The following is an 18114-nucleotide window of genomic DNA, read 5'->3' as shown; positions in this document are numbered from 1 at the left end:
GACCCCCTGACGACGAGCGTCAGGGGGCCACAGTTCCGAACATCGTTTTCGATCAGCTACGCAAAGGTCGGTTGTACTGATCGCGCACACTGCCGGTCAACATCATGATTCCGTCGATGAGCGGCCAGATGCCACCGATTCCACACGTCAACCAAGTGACCGCGATCTGTGCGACAGCCATGCCGGGCTGGTTGAGGTAAAAACGTCCTGCTCCGAAACCGCCGAGCAGAATGCCCAGCAATCCGGCGGTCGTCTTCGACTTGTCCGAATACGGTTCGCCGGTCATCGGGTCACGTCCGTAGGGTGCGGACGGATCGACAAGGCCGAAACCAGGCTGAGGATAACCCTGACCTTGCGGGTACCCCTGAGGCTGACCGTAACCGGGCTGCGAATATCCAGGCTGGGGGTAGCCCTGCTGCTGACCGTAATTCTGGCTTCCCTGCGGCGGAGCGGCGGGGTAGCCCTGCGGCGGAGCCGCGTAGGGATTCGGAGTTTGATCTGCCGGCGCACCGTAGACGGGACCGTCCGTCGGGGTTTGGGTCGGCCTCGAGTAGTCCGGCGCCGGATGGTCGGTCGCCGGATAGTTCTGGGCGGCGTAGCTTTCCTGCGACGTGTAAGGCGCCGTGGGCTGATTCGGGGTGGAATCAGAATCGGCAGTGGGGAACGCTGTAGTCGATTCGGTTCCGGTCGGCGGCGGGTAGATGGGGTGGTTTCCCCAGCCCGGGCCGTTCCCGACTCCCGAATACGTGTCCCAGCCTGGACCGGTGCCGGTGGTCTCCGTCGACGGAGTCTTTTCCGTTGGCGCCGAGGTTTCCGTCAACGACGCATCCGCCGTCGCGTCGTAGTCGAACGGCGACCCGAACTGGGGTGGAACCGGCGGCTGCGATCCTGACGAGTCCCCCGACTCGGACGGTTCCGGATTCTTGTTCAAGTTAGGCAACGTACTTTCCTTCGATTCGACGACGGTACGTAATAGCTTTTGTTATCGGGCCACGAGAAGGGTTCGGCCTTCGCGTGGCCGGTCCCCCACACATCTGTCTTCGCGGTTCATCCTCGCGGTTCATCCTCGTAACGGCCGGCGAACACCGTCCCGCGCATTGCCCGAAAGTATCACGATGCCGTCGACGAACGCCCAGATCCAAATTCCGATGGCAAATGGAATTCCGATGAGGAACGCGGACATGAACAGCGCGAAGAACATGCCGAGCAGTTGGCACAGTCCGATGCCGACGCTCCCGATGTAAAGACGACCGACTCCACAGATTCCGAAGAAGCCCAGCAAGATCTGCAACAGTCCAGCTGTGGCTTTCGACTTGTCGGAATACGGTTCCCCCGTTACCGGGTGCCGACCGTACGGCGCATAGGGATCTCCGAACCCGTACATCGATGGAGCGGGCAGTGGCTGCTGATATCCGTACGGATTGGGCGCGCCGTAGACCGGTCCCTGATCCTCGGGGAGTCCCCCTTGCGAATAGGGACCTGTCACGGCTTGTCTTTCTTCGACAGCTTCACCGCGTCCGACGACTCATCCGACGCTGCCGTGGAGGCGCTTGCCTCACTGGAAGCGGATTCAGCAGCATCGGATTCAGAATCTTCAGCGTCGGCGCCTTGCGCGTCGGCCTTCGCCGAATCAGTTTCGGTAACTGGCGCCGCGACTCCTGCTTCGCCGGCAGCTACCGCAGCGACGTAGTTCTTCGACTTCAAATCAGCCGGATCCTCACGACCCTTCTTCGCCAGGAAGAAGTAGGCCAGTGCGGCGAAGAACACGATCCCCGAAGTGAATGTGTTGACTCGAATGCCGGCGATCTCGTATGCGAAATCGTCGCGCATCAGTTCGACGACAAACCGGCCCAGGCAATAACCCGCGACGTACAGAGCAAACAGGCGTCCGTGACCGATCTTGAATCGGCGGTCGACGAGGACCAGCAGGATCACGATCAGGACGTTCCACACAGCTTCGTAGAGGAACGTCGGGTGAACGACCCGAATGACTTCTCCGTTGGAGACACCTGCCAGTTGATCGAGCTGGCCGGAAGAGTTCACACGCTCGAAGATCTCGAGGCCCCATGGGACGGCGGTCTCGCGACCGTACAACTCCTGGTTGAAGTAGTTGCCGATACGACCGATGGCCTGCGCGAGCAGGATTCCGGGCGCAATCGCATCACCGAGCGCGGACACCGGAATGCCGCGTCGACGGCAGCCGATCCACGCACCGATGCCGCCGAGGAACACAGCTCCCCAGATTCCGAGGCCTCCCTGCCACACCTTGAGTGCATCGAGAGGCTGGCCGTTCTCGCCGAAATAGGCGGGCCAGTCGGTCAAAACGTGATAGAGCCTGCCACCGATCAGACCGAACGGAACAGCCCAGATCGCGATGTCGAGAACGGTCCCCTTCTCGCCGCCGCGGGCGACCCAACGACGATCTCCCCACACGATCGCGACGATGATGCCGAGGATGATGAAGAGCGCGTAGGCGCGCAGCGCTACCGGTCCGACGTACCAGACGCCTTGGGGCGGGCTGGGGATATAGGCCAGTAGGTCCACAGTTGAGGTCACGACGCCACGGTAGCCGAGCGGACGCCCTCGGCGAGTTCTTCGGTGAGCGAGCGAACCGCTCCCAAGCCGTTCTCGACCGCGGAGACCAGAGCCGAGCCGACGATGACGGCATCGGCGTATGCCGCGATTTCGGCAGCTTGTGCGCCGGACCGAACACCCAATCCGACGCCGACGGGAATGTCGGAATGCGCGCGGATTCGTGCGGTCAGTTCCGGAGCCATCGAAGACACGGCGTCGCGAGCGCCGGTGACACCCATTGTCGAGGCCGCGTAGATGAATCCACTACTCGCGTCGAGTGTCATCGCGAGCCGTTCTTCCGTCGAGGACGGGGCGACAAGGAAGATCCGGTCGAGGTGGTGCTCCTCGGATGCTTCCATCCAGGCGCCTGCTTCTTCCGGAATGAGGTTGGGGGTGATGAGTCCGAGCCCGCCGGCGGAAGCGAGGTCTCGTGCGAACTTGTCGACGCCGTACTGCAGTACCGGGTTCCAGTAGGTCATCACGACGGCCTTGCCGCCCACCGAACTGATCTGCTCGATCACGGTGAAGATGTCGCGAAGGCGAACGCCGTTGGTGAGTGCAGTTTCGGCTGCACGCTGGATGGTCGGACCGTCCATGACCGGATCGGAATACGCGACACCGACTTCGATGATGTCGCAGCCACCGTCGACCATCGCCTTGAACACGTCGATCGATTCGGGAACGGTCGGATAACCGGCAGGCAGGTAACCGACGAGGGCGGCACGCTTGTCAGCCTTGCACGCTGCAAAGGTGGGTGCGAGGCGTGATGGTCGTTCGCTCACTTGTCCGAGCCTTCCGTGTTGTCGTTCTGGTCTGCTGCATCAGCCGGAGCGGTTGCCTGACTCGACGCGCCGTCGAAGAGACCGAACCAGCTTGCGGCGGTGTCCATGTCCTTGTCACCGCGACCGGAGAGATTGACGACGATGATCGCGCCCTCGCCGAGTTCCTTGCCCAGTCGGAGCGCGCCGGCAACGGCGTGGGCGGATTCGATGGCCGGGATGATGCCTTCGCGGCGCGAGAGCAGCAGTAGAGCATCCATCGCTTCGCTGTCGGTGACGGGTTCGTAGGTGGCACGCCCGATATCGCTCAGGTAAGCGTGCTCGGGTCCTACGCCCGGGTAGTCCAGACCAGCAGAGATCGAGTGCGATTCGATGGTCTGACCGTCTTCGTCCTGGAGCAGGTAGGAGTAGGCACCCTGGAATGCGCCAGGGGTACCGCCGGCGAACGTTGCTGCATGCCTTCCGGTTTCGACACCGTCGCCGGCTGCTTCGTAGCCAACCAGCCGTACCGACAGATCGTCGATGAACGGGTGGAAGATTCCGATTGCGTTGGAGCCGCCTCCGACGCAGGCTGTGACTGCATCGGGGAGGCGGCCGGTCAGTGCCTGAACCTGGACTCGTGTTTCGAGGCCGACCACTCGCTGGAAGTCGCGAACGATGGTGGGGAACGGGTGCGGACCTGCCGCGGTACCGAAGCAGTAATAGGTGTTGTCCGCGTGGGAAACCCAGTCGCGCAAGGCTTCGTTGATCGCGTCCTTGAGCGTGCGCGAACCGGTCTCGACCGAGACGACCTCCGCGCCGAGCAGGCGCATGCGCGCGACGTTCAGTGCTTGACGTTCGGTGTCGACAGCACCCATGTAGATGACGCACTCGAGACCGAGCAGTGCACAGGCGGTGGCCGATGCCACACCGTGCTGGCCCGCTCCGGTCTCGGCGATGATGCGGGTCTTGCCCATACGCTTCGCCAGCAGAACCTGACCGAGAACGTTGTTGATCTTGTGAGAACCGGTGTGGTTCAGATCTTCACGCTTGAGAATGATGCGCGCGCCGCCGGCGAACTCGCTCATTCGCGTTGCCTCGAAAATCGGCGACGGACGCCCGGTGTAATCGCGCTGCAAGCGATCGAGTTCGTTCAAGAACGTGTCGTCCGCGCGAGCCTTTTCGTACTCCGCAGTGACTTCCTCGATAACCGCCATGAGAGCTTCCGGCACATGCCGTCCGCCATAGACGCCGAAATGCCCTCCGGCATCGGGGTCGTGAGAGCGCTCGGTGAGTCCCGCGCTGGCCGGCGGCAGATTGCCGCCCTTGAATACTGCACCGGAGCCTGGTTCCTGAGTACGTGAAGTCACCCCACCAGTCTGCCCCAACGGTGTCGCTGGTCACCGCCCGGGTGCATCAAAGCACGCCGGGCGGGTGAAGCGCTTTTATCGAGACGGTTTGGGGCAGGACGGGTGTGCACCGGCATTGACCAGATCTGCGACGGCCTTGCGAGGGTCGCCGCTGGTCACGAGGCCTTCACCGACGAGCACTGCGTCGGCGCCCGCACCGGCGTACGCCAACAGATCGGCAGTTCCGCGAACACCCGATTCGGCGATCTTGATCGTCTCGGTCGGCAGACCGGGAGCAATGCGACCGAAGGTGTTCTTGTCCACCTCGAGGGTTTTGAGATTGCGCGCGTTGACACCGATCACCTTGGCGCCGGCTTCGAGCGCGCGGTTGGCTTCTTCCTCGGTGTGCACCTCGACGAGGGCAGTCATTCCCAGAGATTCGGTGCGATCGATCAGCGAGGCGAGCGCCTGCTGTTCGAGTGCCGCGACGATCAGCAAGATGACGTCGGCGCCGTGAGCGCGAGCTTCGTGAATCTGGTACGGCCCCACGATGAAGTCCTTGCGCAGCACCGGAATGGTGACCGCTTTACGGACTGCGTCGAGGTCGGCCAACGAGCCGTGAAAACGGCGCTCTTCGGTGAGAACACTGATGATGCGTGCGCCACCGGCTTGGTAAGCCGCGGCAAGCTCTGCGGGATCGGCAATGTCGGCCAGCGCACCCTTTGAGGGGCTCGCTCGCTTGACCTCGGCGATGACGCCGATGCTCGATTCCAGAAGTGCTGCTGCAGCATCGAGTGCAGGCGGTGCAGCGGCCGCAGCAGCCTTGACTGCAGCGAAGTCGAGTACGGCTTCGCGGGCGGCGACATCAGCGCGCACCCCGTCGAGAATCGAGTCGAGTACGGTCATCGTGGCCCGAATCCTTTCTGGGCAAGAGCCCGATGTGAGATACGTCATCAGGGTGGTCTCAGCCTAGTGGGACGAAATTTTGCTACTCCGCCGGGGTACCCACGCAGGTGAGGGTTCAGTCTTACTCAGTGCGACGACCCCGGTTTCGCACCGTTGCCTCCCCCAGCTCCGTCGTCCCCGTCAGCCACTGTCGGGTCCTCTCCGGCATCGAGCGCGTCCCACAACATCCGTTGTGTCACAGGCTCGTCCGACGCGGGCGTGTCTCCCTGACCGAGCTTGGCTGCAGCTTCGCGGCGCGCGGCCGGGTTGTCGTACTTCGACGACAACCCGCCTCGCACTGGAGGTTTGCGCATCAGAAGTACTGCTGCGCCGAGCGCCGCCACCGCTCCGAGCAACGCAAGCAAGGCAGGCAGTACCGAAACAGTCGTCGAGAGATCTTCCGGGTGACCGGACAACTCGGCCAACTCCACCGCTCGGTCCGCAGAGGCTCCGGACACCAACAACTGCACCGCCGGAACCGCTACCGCGACGGCGACGAGTGCCACCAACAGTCCGACCACACGAAGCGCCCAACCTCGCACCGCGAACGACGCCGCGATCGCCGCCAGAAGCGCGAGCGCGAGCGGAGTCATCGCCGCCGCCCAGGTGCTGCCGTCGAGGTCCGTCGTCCGCTCCAGCGTCTTGCCGTCGCTCGAGGTCAGATGAACCCACGTCATTCGTGAGCTGCCCCACAGAGCTGCTGCCGACAGTGCAAGCAAAAGCGTTCTCGGCACAGCGGTGCCACGAGAAGCCCTTGTAGGCTGCTCCGCTGCAATCGACTCGTTCTCACTCACTGATCGTCACCTCCGATGGTGCGCAGGGTGTGCGCCGACGCGATGGCGCTCAGCACTGCCATCGCCTTGTTGCGGGCCTCGGTGTCCTCGTAGACCGGATCCGAGTCGGCGACGACGCCGGCGCCCGCCTGGACATATCCGATCCCGTCCTTGATCAATGCCGTTCGGATCGCGATCGCGGTGTCGGCGTCGCCGGCGAAGTCGAGGTAGCCGACGATGCCGCCGTAGATACCCCGCCTGGTGGGCTCGAGTTCTTCGATCAGCTGCATCGCACGCACCTTGGGTGCCCCTGACAGGGTTCCAGCGGGGAAGCATGCGGTGACCGCGTCGAGAGCGTGCTTTCCCTCGGCCAGATGACCGGTGACAGTCGATACGAGATGCATCACGTGGCTGTACCGCTCGATGTGCCGGTAGTCGTGCACCTTCACCGTGCCCGGGCGACAGACACGACCCAGATCGTTTCGCCCCAGATCGACGAGCATGAGGTGCTCGGAGTTCTCCTTCTCGTCGGCGAGGAGGTCCTTCTCGAGCAGGATGTCGTCCTCCTCTGTGGCACCGCGCCATCTGGTTCCAGCGATCGGGTGTGTTGTCGCGACGCCCTCGGCGACGGTGACCAGTGCCTCAGGGCTCGAACCGACAATCGAAAACGCCGTCTCTCCATCACCGTTCGGCACGTTGAGCAGATACATGTACGGACTGGGGTTCGACGCGCGCAGCATCCGGTACACGTCGATCGGTGCTGCAGTGCAATCGATCTCGAATCGCTGCGAGAGAACTACCTGGAATGCCTCGCCCGCTTCGATGTCGCCGATCAACTTTTTGACGTCGACACCGAAGCTCTCGGTGGTGCGTTGACGACGGTAGTTCGGAGTCGCTTTCGAGAATGTCGACACCGTCGATTTCGCCGGCGCCGCGAGAGCGCGAGTCATCGCGTCCAACCTGGCGACCGCGTCGTCGTACGCCGTGTCGACACGCTCGTCGGTGCCGTCCCAGTTGACCGCATTGGCGATGAGGGTGATCGCCCCTTCGTGGTGATCGACAGCGGCGATGTCGGCAGCAAGCAGCATGACCATCTCGGGTATCTGCAGGTCGTCGACCGCGGAGTCACCCAATCTCTCGAGGCGCCGCACCGCGTCGTAACCGAGGAACCCGACCATTCCGCCGGTCAGCGGGGGTAGGTCGGGAAGTCGCTCCGAACGAAGTAGTTCGAGGGTGGCACCGAGTGCATCGATCGGGTCACCGCCGGCCGGAGCACCGGCCGGAACATTGCCGTACCAAGCCGCCTCTCCGTCCACGACGGTCAGTGCAGCCGGACTCCCGACGCCGATGAACGACCACCGCGACCACGAACGACCGTTCTCGGCCGACTCGAGCAAGAAGGTGCCTGGACGATTGCCGGCCAACTTCTCGTACGCCGAGAGCGGAGTTTCGGAGTCCGCCAACACTTTCCGAGTGACCGGAACGACCCGGTGCTCAGCTGCGAGGGCACGGAACTGCTCCCGAGTGGTGGTGGAATCGGACGCGTCACCGACGATCGCGGTGTCGGACGACCGTGCGGACATGGAGGTGGGCTCGCCGTGCATGCCTCCATCATCCCAGGCTCCCCCACACGGTCGTCGTGCGCGGGTAACCTCGACCGAATGAAACCAGGCCAACTCGCCCCCGATTTCTCGCTGCCCGACCAGGACGGAACTCCGCGCTCGCTGACGAGCCTGCTCGCGAACGGCCCCTTGGTCCTCTTCTTCTACCCGGCAGCCTCGACGCCGGTGTGCACCGCCGAGGCGTGCCACTTCCGTGACCTGGGCAGCGAATTCGCCGCGGTGGGCGCTTCGCGGGCAGGTATCAGCACCGATACGGTCGAAGCTCAGTCCACCTTTGCCACCGCACAATCCTTCGACTACCCCCTGCTCGCCGACACCGACGGCAAGGTAGCCGAACAGTTCGGCGTCAAGCGCGGACTCCTGGGCAAGCTGGCTCCGGTCAAACGCTCGACCTTCGTGATCGACACCGACCGCACCGTTCTCAAAGTCATCTCGAGTGAACTTCGCGCCAACACGCACGGCGACCAGGCACTCGAGTTCCTTCGCAATCGAAGCTGACTCACCTGGGCGAAATGATTCTCTGAGCAACCTGATTCTCTAGGCGACCTGAATCGAGCGCTTCGCAAGTCCCATCCAGAATCCGTCGATCACCTGGGTGGGCACCTGCTCCGGATCGGACGACGCACCGAGCGTGACGAACAAAGGGGCGAAGTGCTCGATGGTCGGATGCGCGTACGGCATCCCGGGAGCTTGGGCGCGGAAGTCGATCAACGAATCGACGTCTCCGGCAGCGAACCTCTCCCCTGCCCACGCGTCGAATTCCGCCGACCATCCCGGGGCCTGCGCCTCCGGTGACGGATCGCGCAGGAACGGCAGCCCGTGCGTGGTGAATCCGGATCCCACGATCAGCACACCTTGCTCACGGAGTGGCCGTAGGCGTTCTCCGAGATGGAGCAAACGCTCGGGATCGAGGGTTGGCAGCGAAATTTGCAGTACCGGGATGTCTGCGTCCGGGTACATCACCGTGAGCGGCACGTAGGCACCGTGATCCAGTCCTCGATTCGGCTGCTGAACCACTCGTTCGTTGTCCGGCATCAACGCGGCGACCTGAGCGGCGAGTTCCGGAGCGCCGGGAGAGTTGTACTTCGCGCGGTAGAACCTCTCGGGAAAACCACCGAAGTCGTAGATGAGCGGGGTGCCCGTGGTCGTCGAACCGATCGTCAGCGGTGCTGATTCCCAGTGCGCCGAGACGACGAGGATTGCCGTCGGCCGCGGAAGATCGCCGGCCCACGCCCCCAATTGGTCGACCCACAACGCGCTGTCCACCAGCGGCGGAGCACCGTGGCTGAGATACAGCGCAGGCATGGTTGTGGTGGACATATGGGCTCCTCGGGATAGACATTCGTCGTTAAGTTGAAGGTTCAACCTAATATAGGACTCAACACTTGCGTCCCGCAACTATTCCCCGCAATATTCTTCTGGACATGCGTCTGAGACGCTGTACACCAGCACGCTCCGTGCACGAAGAATGCTCGACCCGAAGGAGAAGTCACCGATGAGTGAACCGACCGCGCAGCCCGACGCGCAGTCTCAGACGAAGTGGCTCACAGCCGAGCAGCAGGAAGCCTGGCTGACACTGATCGCTCTCGTGACACGGTTGCCTGCCGCACTCGACACTCAACTGCAACGCGATTCGGCACTCACCCACTTCGAATATTTCGTGCTCGCCGCACTCTCGGACGCCCCCGACCACAAGCTCCAGTTGTCGGTACTGGCCCAGCGCGCGAACGCTTCCCTGTCCCGCCTCTCGCACGTCGTCACGAAGATGGAGAAAGCCGGCTGGGTGAAACGGGAAGTCATTCGCGGCAGCCGCGGCTCCAACGCAGTACTCACCGACGAAGGAATGACAAAGGTCGTCGCGGCCGCGCCGCCACACGTCGCCTCGGTTCAAGGTCTCCTCTTCGAGGGCCTCGATGATCGCCAGGTCGCCCAGCTTTCGTCCTTGGGGACTGCAATGCTCAGCCAACTGGACAAGGGAATCGCCGCCGGACTCGGCAAGGCCTGACCCCTTTCCCGACACCAGCGGTCTGATCCTTACGACGGCGGCTTCGTGAGGTCGAGTGCAGCCAGGTGACTGAACAGCATGCTCGCTCCGATCGGGTTTCCACCGCCGGGATACGTAGTCCCGCTGGCCGCTGCCATCGTGTTGCCCGCCGCGTACAATCCGGCAATCGCCGTACCGTCGGCTTTGAGCACCCGCCCGGTTGCGTCGGTACGTAGACCACCTTTGGTCCCGAGGTCGGAGATACCGAAAGCGGCAGCGTGAAACGGTCCTTGGTCGATCGGTACGAGCGGTGAAGCCCCCTCCGAAAAGGCACGGTCGTACGCAGTGTCTCCTCGGCCGAAGTCCGTGTCGACGCCGGTCGCCGCAGACTCGTTGAATCGCTTCACGGTCTGCACCAGTTCCGCTGCGGGAACATCGATCTGGGCGGCGAGGTCTTCGAGCGTCTGGGCACTCTTCCACAACCCAGCATCCACATACTGCTCCGTCTGCGCCATGGGCACGTTGGGCGCCTTCACCGGCGGCACTGCACCTTCCCTGTTGTCGTAGATCATCCAATACGGTGTGGTTACTTTTCGTGCCCGCATGTGTTCTATGACGGAGCGACCCAAGCGGTCGTACGGCGCAGACTCGTTGACGAATCGACGACCGTTGTCGTCCACGAAGATTCCGCCGGTGAACCACAGCGCAAACGCGGAGCGGCCATCCGGATGGGTGAGCCCCGGCGACCACCAGGCCTCCCCCATGAGGTCGGTATCGGCGCCCACGGCGATAGCCGCCTGATGCGCCTTGCCGAGATTGCCGGGACAACCCATCGTGTCGAGCGCAGAGCCGGGAACACCGAATTCGGCACGCAGGGTCTCGTTCTGTTCGAATCCGCCCGCGGCCAGAATCACTCCTCTGCGGGCTCGGATGGTTCGACGCCGACCACCTTGTTCGACGACCGCGCCGACGACCGATCCGTCCTCGACGACCAATTCTTCGAGAGTGGTGTTCAGGTGCATGGCGGCGTTGGCGAATGTCGAAAGTGCCAGCAAGAATCGACCGATCAACGACTGCCCGCCGACGAGGTACGCCGGCAACTCTTCTCCCAACCGCTCCGTCGCGAGCGGCGATCGAAGTGAATCACGAAGCACACCAAGCTTCTTAGCGTTCATCGGTTTGGGAACGATGTGTCGACCGCTCGCGCGAGCCTTGGGTTTTTCCCCGAAGTAGTCGGGCCACGGCAGTATCTGGAACTCGAAATTCGAGTCCTCTTCGAGATAGTCGATCAACCCGGCGCCGCCTCGAACGTATGCCTCCTGGACGTCGGCAGGTGTCCGATCACCCACCACCGAACGGTAGTACTCCAGCGCATCTTCGATGGTGTCGTCGTCCCCACCCCGGCGAAGAACGGCGTTGCACGGGAACCACATTCCGCCGCCGCCCGAGTACGCCGTTGTTCCGCCGTACTTGTCGGTCGCTTCGATCACAATGACGTCGAGGCCTTCGCGTGCTGCCGTGTACGCGCCGGCGAGTCCGCCGCCCGATCCCACAGCGAGTACGTCGCATGTCTCGTCCCACTTCGTCATAATCAGCCTCTCCGATCCTGGGCACATTTCCGAACGTGTTCTAGAAATCGTTCTAACACATGGACTTAGCGATCGCGGGGGATCGAAATTCTGTCCCACCGAGCGGGAGCGAGACATGACGCCGAGCGGGAGCGAGACATGACACCGAGCGGGGAGCGAGAATGAGCGGCGATAGCGCACACTTTGCTCGCATGGGTCTGATCCCGTAGTGTCTGGACACATGTCTGGTAAGACCAAGTTCGAGTCCACTCGTCGACGGCTCACACAGCAGCAAGCCGAAACCGTCGATCGATTGACCGCGGCAGCGATCACGGTCCTGCGCGACAAAGGGTTTGCCGATCTGACTGTGCGAATGGTGGCAGCGGAAGCCGGTGTCGCCGCAGCCACGGCGTACACCTATTTTTCGTCCAAGAGTCACCTTGTGGCAGAACTGTTCTGGCGCCGACTCGACGCGGTACCGCACGAGCCCTCCCCCGAGGCGGAACGAGAAGCGCAGGTCTGCTCGGTCCTTCGAAGCGTCGCACTCCTCGTTTCCGACGAACCGGAGCTGGCCGCGGCCGTGACCACGGCGATGATGGGCAATGATCCCGACGTCGAACACCTTCGGGGACGTATCGGCAAGAACATCCGCGAGCGGCTCATCGAGGCGCTGGGGCCGTCATACGATCCCGACGTACTCGAAGCACTCGAAATCTCCTGGTCCGGAGCGCTTGTCCGAGCCGGCATGGGTTACGAGTCCTATTCGCAGATCGCAGACCGGCTCGAAGTCACTGCCAGGCTGATCATGGCGGGCCGCGACAACCTTCACTAGACGGGGGTCATGGCACTCACCAGCCATGTGCCGTCGACTCGATCGAGTGTCACCTCGACTCGGCTCGACGTCGACGCTGGTGCCGGCCGCGCGATACTCGTCGTGATCTGATCGACGAACAGGAGCAATTCTGCTCGGTCTGCAGCAGCGGAGAGCACTCCGACGTCGACTACTCGCGCCTTCGTGCTGATTCCTTGCTCCTTCGACTGGGGTGCAACGGTTTTCGATCCGAATTCGGCGAAGCGGTCCTGAAATGTTCCACTTGCGCCCTCGGCAGCATGTGCAAGATCCTCGTCCACCGTGTCGCTGTTGTAGGTCAAGAGATTCTCGACGAGCATCGGCGCCACACCGATCACCTCGACACGTGCGGTTTCAGCGGCTGCCGAACGGTGGTGACTCCAGAGCAGAGTCCCGCCGGCTCCCACCAAGATCAGCGCTGCAAACGCCAAGACCACGCGCTTCACGGGACGAACTCCACACTCGACATCAGTACCCGACCGTCGACCTCCTCGACACCGACGCGAAGACGGTAGGTTCGCGCCGAAGACTCTCCCGCCGAATTGCCGACCTGAGCCGATGCCGCGATCAGTACCACCCCCGAGGTTCCGGATTCCGATGCCAGGGCGGCGGTGTCGACATGACCGTCGGAATCGACGGCGAAATCACGGATCGATGCGACGAACGCAGATTCACCGGACTTCAGTTCGTCTGCAAAAGTTCCCGTAGTCAGCGACTTCAGCTCCGCGAGATCCTCGTCGAGCGTGGCAGAGTGAACGTCGATCAGAGCAAGGGTTCCTGCGACAGCACCGTCGACGAACCCTTGACGCTGGGACTCTCGCACGCGGTCCGATCGAACTGCCAGACAACCGAAGACGACAACGACGCTCAGAGCCGCGAGTGCAATCCAGACCAGGGCAGTGAGTACACCGCGCTTCCCTCGGACCGGATCCAGCACCTCACCTCTCAGCGATTCGTCGGCGTCAGCAACTGTTGCCACGGCTCCCCCTCCCCCGGACCGGAGTCAGCCGGAGCCAACTCCGTGTGTTGATAGTCGACTCCGTCAGGCCCGGTGTACAACTCGCCGGGCGCATTGGTCCCCGACGGCACGTACGCTTCGGGGCTCCGGCAGATCTCCGGGCTCGGTGCTCGTTTGCCCGGTACCTCCATGCAGGGAATGTTCCGAGATCCACGAACGGCGAAGACCGAGTTCTGTGGCACTTTGCAGTACAGATCAGCCGGGGTGTCCGGCACACTCGTCTGGGTCGGGTCCCGTCGCTGATCCGCAGGAAGGTAACCGGTCGAGCACGCCGCAGGGTCCTGCGCTTGGAGGTGGAAGTTGACGTTCGCGGCGCCGTCCACCTGCCCGCGTTGTACGACGGTTTCCTGTGCCGCGACCAGTGGCGGCAAGATGACGAGCACCTGTTCCAACCCGGCGTTGTACGTCAAAGCCACCTGAGCGGTGCTGGTGAAATTGGCAAGCAGCACAGGCAAAGTGGGTTTGAGGCCTTGAAACAGCAGGTCGGCTTCAGTCGCGAAGCCCGGTCCGGTCTCGAGGATATTGCGCACGGACCCGTCGGCGACCTCCAACTGTCCACTGAGCTGAGCGACACTGGACGCCCACTGGCGAATCTGATCGCCCGTCACCACCTGTGTCTGCAGGAGCGGATCCAACTGCTGTACGAGCGTCGTAGCCGGCGTTGTGGCAGCGGCCATCTGATCGACGAACGAGGTGGTCGAATCCAGCAGACGAGCCAGATCCTCTCCCCTGCCTCCGAAAGCTGCCGCGGACTCGTCGATCACCGATCGCAACTTGTCCTGCGGTACGGATGCGAGCATCGCCTGCGCCTGATCGAGGACCGGTCCGATCTCGGTCGGGATCGTGACAGCGTCGGGGCCGATCACGTCTCCGTCGGCCAGAAAGGGTCCGTCCGCGGTGCTCGGTTGCATGTCGACGTATTGCTCACCGATTGCCGACACGCTTCGCACCGCTACTGTGAGCCCGCTGGAGGGAACGGGAACCGCACTCTCCAAGGATAATTCGGCGCGTACCACTCCCGGAGAGAGACGCACCGACCTGACCTGACCGATGGTGTCGCCGCGATAGGTCACGTTCGCGTTCCGATACAGGCCGCCGGCGTCGGGCAGTTCGACTGTCACCGAATAGCGCCCGATGCCGAGCATGGTCGGAACTCTCAGGTACGAGATAGCCGCTGCGCTCATGCCTATCACCGCCAGGATCGCGAAGATCGTCAATTGCCTTCGCACCAACTTCGTGAGAATCATCGTCCACCGTCCTGGTCGGTCCGCCCTGTACCACTTGGGGCGGCCCGCCCGGTGTCACTTGGGGCGGCCCGCCCGGTACCCAGAGGCGCGGTCAAAGGATCGACCAGTATTCCGTTCTCCACCGGAGTTTGCGGCGCCCCGAACGGAGTACCGAAGCCCAGACCTGACTGAAGGCGATTACTCGTGAGGTCGATCAGCGCCCACAAATTGGTGTAATCACCGCGCATTCCGTCGTCGATGGTCGTCTGGGGGAAGGGGAAGGTACTCAGATTGCCCAAATTGTTGATCAGGTCCGGTCCTGTTTCGACCACCTTCTGCAGCGTCGATTCCAAGGCGCTCAAATTGGCTTTCAAATCGTCGCGGGTCCGGTCGACCAGATCGGTCCCGACGTCCCCGAACCTGCCGACCGCATCGAGGGCGGTGGTCAGGTCGACGCGTTGGGCGCTCAGTTCCGCCAAGGCCGGATCAAGGGTCTCCAACGCCTCACCGAGAACGTCTCGCTGAGCCGTGATCTCGCCGGCGAACACGTCTAGATTCTCCATGGTCGTGACTATCGCCTCGCGTTGACGGTCGAGTGTCTCGGTCACGGTGTCCATCTGGCTCAGCAGGTCGCGCGCCGCATCGGTCCGTCCGCCGAGAGCAGTGTTCAGTTCCGTGGTGATGCTGTGAATCTGGGCCAGCCCACCGCCGTTGAGCACCAAGGACAGTGCCGTCAACGCTTCCTCGGTGGTGGGATAGACACTGGCCGATGCAAGGGGAATCACGGATCCCTCCGACAACCGCCCTTCCGGCGCCACCTCGGTGGGCGGCGCGAGCGCGACGTGTTTGGATCCGAGCAGACTGGTTTGGCCGATCTTGGCAGTCGCGTTGGCGGGCAGCGACACCGAACCGTCGAGCGCAACCGTCACCCGTGCGTGCCAGTTGTCGGTCTCGATCGCACTGATACTTCCGACTGTCACGTCGTTGACCATGACCGGAGAATTGGGACTGATCGACGTGACGTCCGGCATCTCGATCACGACCGAGAAACTTCCCTCACCGCGGCCGGCCGCGCCCAGCAGCGACACCGAATTCAGCCCGCTCCATTGACAACCCGTCAGAACGAGCACGGCGCTCGCCGCCACACACACTGTTCCCCACCGGCGGCCAGTCATCGTGATCCTGTCGACGGCATGAGCAAGCCGGTCAGATCAGACGCCACCGGCACCGTCGGAAAGCTCAAGGCGCCAGTCGGTTCCAGATCAGGCTCGCTGTACACCAGTTGGTCCGGAAGAGCCCCGAGCGCCCGGGTCGGATTGATGCTCAGGTCCGGGTAGTTCGCTTTGATCGTGTTGAGCAACGGGCCGAGGTATTCGATGCACAAATCCGCGCCCTTCTTCGAGGTGTCGTTGGCCAGGCCGGCGATTCCGCCGCAGATCAAGTCGATCGGGTTGCCGACGTTCTGGAATGCGGGCACACCCACCATCGCTCCTTGGGCCGGCCGGTAGACGTTGTAGTAGTTCGACAACGCTGTCGGAGCCAGATGCAGTACCTTCTCGAGACCCGCGCGCTTGTCGACCAATACCTGGGACACGTCGGCCAACTTCGCGATCTGCTCCGTCAAGCCGGTTCGGTTCTGTTCGACAAACCGCTGTACGTCGACGACGGCGGCGTCCAGATCGGCGAGAGCCGGAGCCAATTGCGTCCGGCTCTCGGCGAGCACACTCGAGACATTTGCCAGTCGTCCTTGGAACTGAACGATCTGTTCGTCGCTTGCGGCGAGTGCGGTCGTGAAGGTCTGCAGGCCGCGGATGGTGCCGAACAGATCGGCTCCGCCTTCGTCGAGTGTGCTCATAGCCTCCGAGAGTTCGGTCACCGAGCGCCCCAGCGCTTCCCCGTTGCCGGCCAGTGCGGATCCGGCACCGTCGAGGAAGTTGGCGGCGGGACCGCGATCGTCCCCGTCGGGACCCAAAGCATCGGCAGCCCGGCCCAGCTGTTCCTTGATCTGGTCCCACTCGACCGGGACGGCTGTTCGCTCGAGCCCGATCTCCGCACCGTCATTCAGTGCGTCGGCGCCGTCCGTCACCGCCGGCGTCAACTGCACGAAGCGGGCCGAGACCAGTGACTGGGCAACGATCACCGCTTTCGCGTCCTCGGCGACGGGAACCTCGCGCGCCAATTTCAGTTCGACGCGCATTCGATCTCCCTGTGGGGTGATCTCGGTGACGCGGCCGACGTCGACTCCCACGACACGAACGTCGTCACCGACATACAGACCAGTCGTCGAGGTGAAGTAGGCGGTCACGTTGTAGTAGCGCAGATGTTGCACCGCAAGGTATCCCGACGCGACGACGATCGCCGCGCCGACGACGCTTCCACCGACGACGGCGATTCGACGCCAGTTCACGGGTTTGCGAACTCGTAAGGCACCCATCATCGAACCTCCGGAATCGGTAGCGGCGCAGGTGGTAGCCCGAACATCGCGTTGATCAACGGTTGGGTGTATTGCGCCGGTACCAGGTTCTGGACGTAGGCGTAATAGAAGGGACCGCTGGCCACGGTGTCGCCGAGCGTGCCCACGTACGTACCGAGACCGTCGATTCCCTGAGAAAGGTTGTCCTTGTTGTTCTGCAGAATGCCGACAACCGTGTCGAGTTTGCCGAGGACCGGTTGCAATTGCGCCTCGTTGTCGTGGACGAGTCCGCTCAGCTGGGTCGACAACGCCGAGATGTTCGTGATCACTTCCCCCAGCGCCGCCTGTCGCCGATCCAGTTCTCCTAACAAGGCGTTGCCGTCGACGAGTAGCGCGTTGACCTGTGGTCCACGCTCGGCCAGCGTCCCGGCGACGTCGTTTGCATCGGACAGCAAGGTGCGCAACATGTCGTCGCGTCTATTGACGCTGTCGGAGATCCGTGCGACACCGTCCAGCGCCGGCCTCAGGTTCGGCGCACTGTCGGACATCACCTGCCCCACTGCGTCGAGTGATTCGGAGAGTTGGTCGAGATCGATGTCCTCGACCGTCGTGGTGAGGTCACCGAGCACGTCGGGCAGCGAGTACGCCGATCTTGTTCGCTCGACCGGGATCTCGCCGCCGACCGCGATCCTTCCCGGACCGTCCAGATCGAGCGATACCGCTCGCTTGCCGAGCAACGACATCGTGGTGACGGCTGCCGACGTGCTTTCTCCCAAACCGATCGAGCCTTCCAGTGTGAAATCCACGCGCGCGAGTCCGTGCTCGACCTCGATCCGATCCACCGTTCCGATCTTCACTCCGGCGGCGTTGACTTCGTCTCCCGGCGCGAGACCGCTGGCGTCGGCGAACACCGCGCTGTACCCGACACCCGATTTCAGGAACTGCAGATTCTGATACTGGAGCGATGCCAATACGACGGCGGCCGTGACGACCAATCCCACGACCCCCACGCGTACGGCCTGGCTCTGTGCCAT

At 63.0% G+C, this 18114-nt stretch carries 19 protein-coding genes; 3 read left to right on the top strand and 16 right to left on the bottom strand.

The window, feature by feature from the left end:
• Window positions 1-52: 52 nt before the first annotated feature.
• The 8 genes from R4P70_RS27110 to R4P70_RS27075 all read right to left on the bottom strand — a co-directional run bounded on the left by R4P70_RS27110 (window position 53) and on the right by R4P70_RS27075 (window position 8003).
• The gene (locus R4P70_RS27110; RefSeq protein ID WP_021344404.1) at window positions 53-931 is read right to left on the bottom strand and encodes a TM2 domain-containing protein; all 879 of its coding nucleotides are present in this window, start codon (window positions 929-931) and stop codon (window positions 53-55) included.
• 129 nt (window positions 932-1060) lie between these two features.
• Window positions 1061-1486: a TM2 domain-containing protein gene (locus tag R4P70_RS27105; protein WP_046378641.1), complete on the bottom strand. Its 426-nt coding sequence runs from the start codon at window positions 1484-1486 to the stop codon at window positions 1061-1063.
• The gene (gene lgt / locus R4P70_RS27100; protein WP_317832692.1) at window positions 1483-2556 is read right to left on the bottom strand and encodes a prolipoprotein diacylglyceryl transferase; all 1074 of its coding nucleotides are present in this window, start codon (window positions 2554-2556) and stop codon (window positions 1483-1485) included. Before lgt ends, R4P70_RS27105 begins: the two co-directional genes overlap by 4 nt.
• Window positions 2553-3356 carry a tryptophan synthase subunit alpha gene (gene trpA / locus R4P70_RS27095; RefSeq protein ID WP_003944010.1) on the bottom strand — a complete coding sequence of 268 codons (804 nt, stop codon included), beginning with the start codon at window positions 3354-3356 and terminating at the stop codon, window positions 2553-2555. Before trpA ends, lgt begins: the two co-directional genes overlap by 4 nt.
• On the bottom strand, window positions 3353-4702 hold the full coding sequence (gene trpB, locus R4P70_RS27090; RefSeq protein ID WP_019748657.1) for a tryptophan synthase subunit beta: 1350 nt from the start codon (window positions 4700-4702) through the stop codon (window positions 3353-3355). The genes trpA and trpB overlap by 4 nt, the downstream gene beginning before the upstream one ends.
• Before the next feature lie 75 nt (window positions 4703-4777).
• A complete protein-coding gene (trpC, locus tag R4P70_RS27085) occupies window positions 4778-5587 on the bottom strand; it encodes an indole-3-glycerol phosphate synthase TrpC (protein ID WP_003944016.1) in 810 nt (269 codons plus the stop codon).
• A gap of 125 nt (window positions 5588-5712) precedes the next feature.
• On the bottom strand, window positions 5713-6420 hold the full coding sequence (locus tag R4P70_RS27080) for a TIGR02234 family membrane protein (RefSeq protein WP_019748659.1): 708 nt from the start codon (window positions 6418-6420) through the stop codon (window positions 5713-5715).
• Entirely contained in the window at window positions 6417-8003 is a 1587-nt protein-coding gene (locus R4P70_RS27075; RefSeq protein WP_019748660.1) for an anthranilate synthase component I, read from the bottom strand. Before R4P70_RS27075 ends, R4P70_RS27080 begins: the two co-directional genes overlap by 4 nt.
• 57 nt (window positions 8004-8060) lie before the next feature.
• Here R4P70_RS27075 and R4P70_RS27070 point away from each other — a divergent pair, with 57 nt between their 5' ends.
• Entirely contained in the window at window positions 8061-8519 is a 459-nt protein-coding gene (locus R4P70_RS27070) for a peroxiredoxin (protein WP_020907928.1), read from the top strand.
• A gap of 39 nt (window positions 8520-8558) precedes the next feature.
• On the opposite strand, the gene R4P70_RS27065 is transcribed toward R4P70_RS27070, so the two are convergent.
• On the bottom strand, window positions 8559-9341 hold the full coding sequence (locus R4P70_RS27065) for a dioxygenase (protein WP_019748662.1): 783 nt from the start codon (window positions 9339-9341) through the stop codon (window positions 8559-8561).
• A 175-nt stretch (window positions 9342-9516) separates the two neighbouring features.
• Between R4P70_RS27065 and R4P70_RS27060 the strand changes: the two genes are divergently transcribed.
• Window positions 9517-10026 (top strand): MarR family winged helix-turn-helix transcriptional regulator, encoded by a 510-nt coding sequence (locus R4P70_RS27060; protein WP_020969752.1) that lies wholly within the window; start codon window positions 9517-9519, stop codon window positions 10024-10026.
• A 29-nt stretch (window positions 10027-10055) separates the two neighbouring features.
• Here the strand turns inward: R4P70_RS27060 and R4P70_RS27055 are convergent, their stop codons facing one another.
• Entirely contained in the window at window positions 10056-11594 is a 1539-nt protein-coding gene (locus tag R4P70_RS27055) for an FAD-binding protein (RefSeq protein WP_046378642.1), read from the bottom strand.
• Window positions 11595-11814: 220 nt separating this feature from the next.
• Between R4P70_RS27055 and R4P70_RS27050 the strand changes: the two genes are divergently transcribed.
• A complete protein-coding gene (locus R4P70_RS27050; protein ID WP_003943994.1) occupies window positions 11815-12405 on the top strand; it encodes a TetR/AcrR family transcriptional regulator in 591 nt (196 codons plus the stop codon).
• Here the strand turns inward: R4P70_RS27050 and R4P70_RS27045 are convergent.
• Genes R4P70_RS27045 through R4P70_RS27020 form a run of 6 tightly spaced genes read right to left on the bottom strand, consistent with a single transcriptional unit; the run spans window position 12402 to window position 18114 of the window.
• Complete coding sequence (locus R4P70_RS27045) at window positions 12402-12869, bottom strand: hypothetical protein (RefSeq protein ID WP_029255477.1); 468 nt, start codon at window positions 12867-12869, stop codon at window positions 12402-12404. The two genes, R4P70_RS27050 and R4P70_RS27045, sit on opposite strands and share 4 nt — an antisense overlap.
• Window positions 12866-13402, bottom strand: coding sequence for a hypothetical protein (locus tag R4P70_RS27040; protein ID WP_020907934.1), 537 nt, complete (start codon window positions 13400-13402; stop codon window positions 12866-12868). Before R4P70_RS27040 ends, R4P70_RS27045 begins: the two co-directional genes overlap by 4 nt.
• Entirely contained in the window at window positions 13369-14688 is a 1320-nt protein-coding gene (locus R4P70_RS27035; RefSeq protein ID WP_029255478.1) for an MCE family protein, read from the bottom strand. The genes R4P70_RS27040 and R4P70_RS27035 overlap by 34 nt, the downstream gene beginning before the upstream one ends.
• Window positions 14685-15842 carry an MCE family protein gene (locus tag R4P70_RS27030; protein ID WP_317832686.1) on the bottom strand — a complete coding sequence of 386 codons (1158 nt, stop codon included), beginning with the start codon at window positions 15840-15842 and terminating at the stop codon, window positions 14685-14687. The genes R4P70_RS27035 and R4P70_RS27030 overlap by 4 nt, the downstream gene beginning before the upstream one ends.
• A complete protein-coding gene (locus R4P70_RS27025) occupies window positions 15839-17101 on the bottom strand; it encodes an MCE family protein (RefSeq protein WP_394855723.1) in 1263 nt (420 codons plus the stop codon). The genes R4P70_RS27030 and R4P70_RS27025 overlap by 4 nt, the downstream gene beginning before the upstream one ends.
• A complete protein-coding gene (locus R4P70_RS27020; RefSeq protein ID WP_050794052.1) occupies window positions 17101-18114 on the bottom strand; it encodes an MCE family protein in 1014 nt (337 codons plus the stop codon). Before R4P70_RS27020 ends, R4P70_RS27025 begins: the two co-directional genes overlap by 1 nt.

The organism is Rhodococcus sp. IEGM 1241 (assembly GCF_033142365.1).
Taxonomy (GTDB): Bacteria; Actinomycetota; Actinomycetes; order Mycobacteriales; family Mycobacteriaceae; genus Rhodococcus_F; species Rhodococcus_F erythropolis.
Note: the sequence above shows the minus strand (reverse complement) of the source record. Positions and strands in the feature narration are given on the sequence as shown.

What these genes read in the sequence shown, in the direction of transcription:
- trpC (WP_003944016.1), bottom strand. Translation starts at nt 5,587, where the DNA reads ATGACCGTACTCGACTCGATTCTCGACGGGGTGCGCGCTGATGTCGCC.
- R4P70_RS27075 (WP_019748660.1), bottom strand. Translation starts at nt 8,003, where the DNA reads ATGCACGGCGAGCCCACCTCCATGTCCGCACGGTCGTCCGACACCGCG.
- R4P70_RS27070 (WP_020907928.1), top strand. Translation starts at nt 8,061, where the DNA reads ATGAAACCAGGCCAACTCGCCCCCGATTTCTCGCTGCCCGACCAGGAC.
- R4P70_RS27065 (WP_019748662.1), bottom strand. Translation starts at nt 9,341, where the DNA reads ATGTCCACCACAACCATGCCTGCGCTGTATCTCAGCCACGGTGCTCCG.
- R4P70_RS27060 (WP_020969752.1), top strand. Translation starts at nt 9,517, where the DNA reads ATGAGTGAACCGACCGCGCAGCCCGACGCGCAGTCTCAGACGAAGTGG.
- R4P70_RS27055 (WP_046378642.1), bottom strand. Translation starts at nt 11,594, where the DNA reads ATGACGAAGTGGGACGAGACATGCGACGTACTCGCTGTGGGATCGGGC.
- R4P70_RS27050 (WP_003943994.1), top strand. Translation starts at nt 11,815, where the DNA reads ATGTCTGGTAAGACCAAGTTCGAGTCCACTCGTCGACGGCTCACACAG.
- R4P70_RS27035 (WP_029255478.1), bottom strand. Translation starts at nt 14,688, where the DNA reads ATGATTCTCACGAAGTTGGTGCGAAGGCAATTGACGATCTTCGCGATC.
- R4P70_RS27030 (WP_317832686.1), bottom strand. Translation starts at nt 15,842, where the DNA reads ATGACTGGCCGCCGGTGGGGAACAGTGTGTGTGGCGGCGAGCGCCGTG.
- R4P70_RS27025 (WP_394855723.1), bottom strand. Translation starts at nt 17,101, where the DNA reads ATGGGTGCCTTACGAGTTCGCAAACCCGTGAACTGGCGTCGAATCGCC.
- R4P70_RS27020 (WP_050794052.1), bottom strand. Translation starts at nt 18,114, where the DNA reads ATGGCACAGAGCCAGGCCGTACGCGTGGGGGTCGTGGGATTGGTCGTC.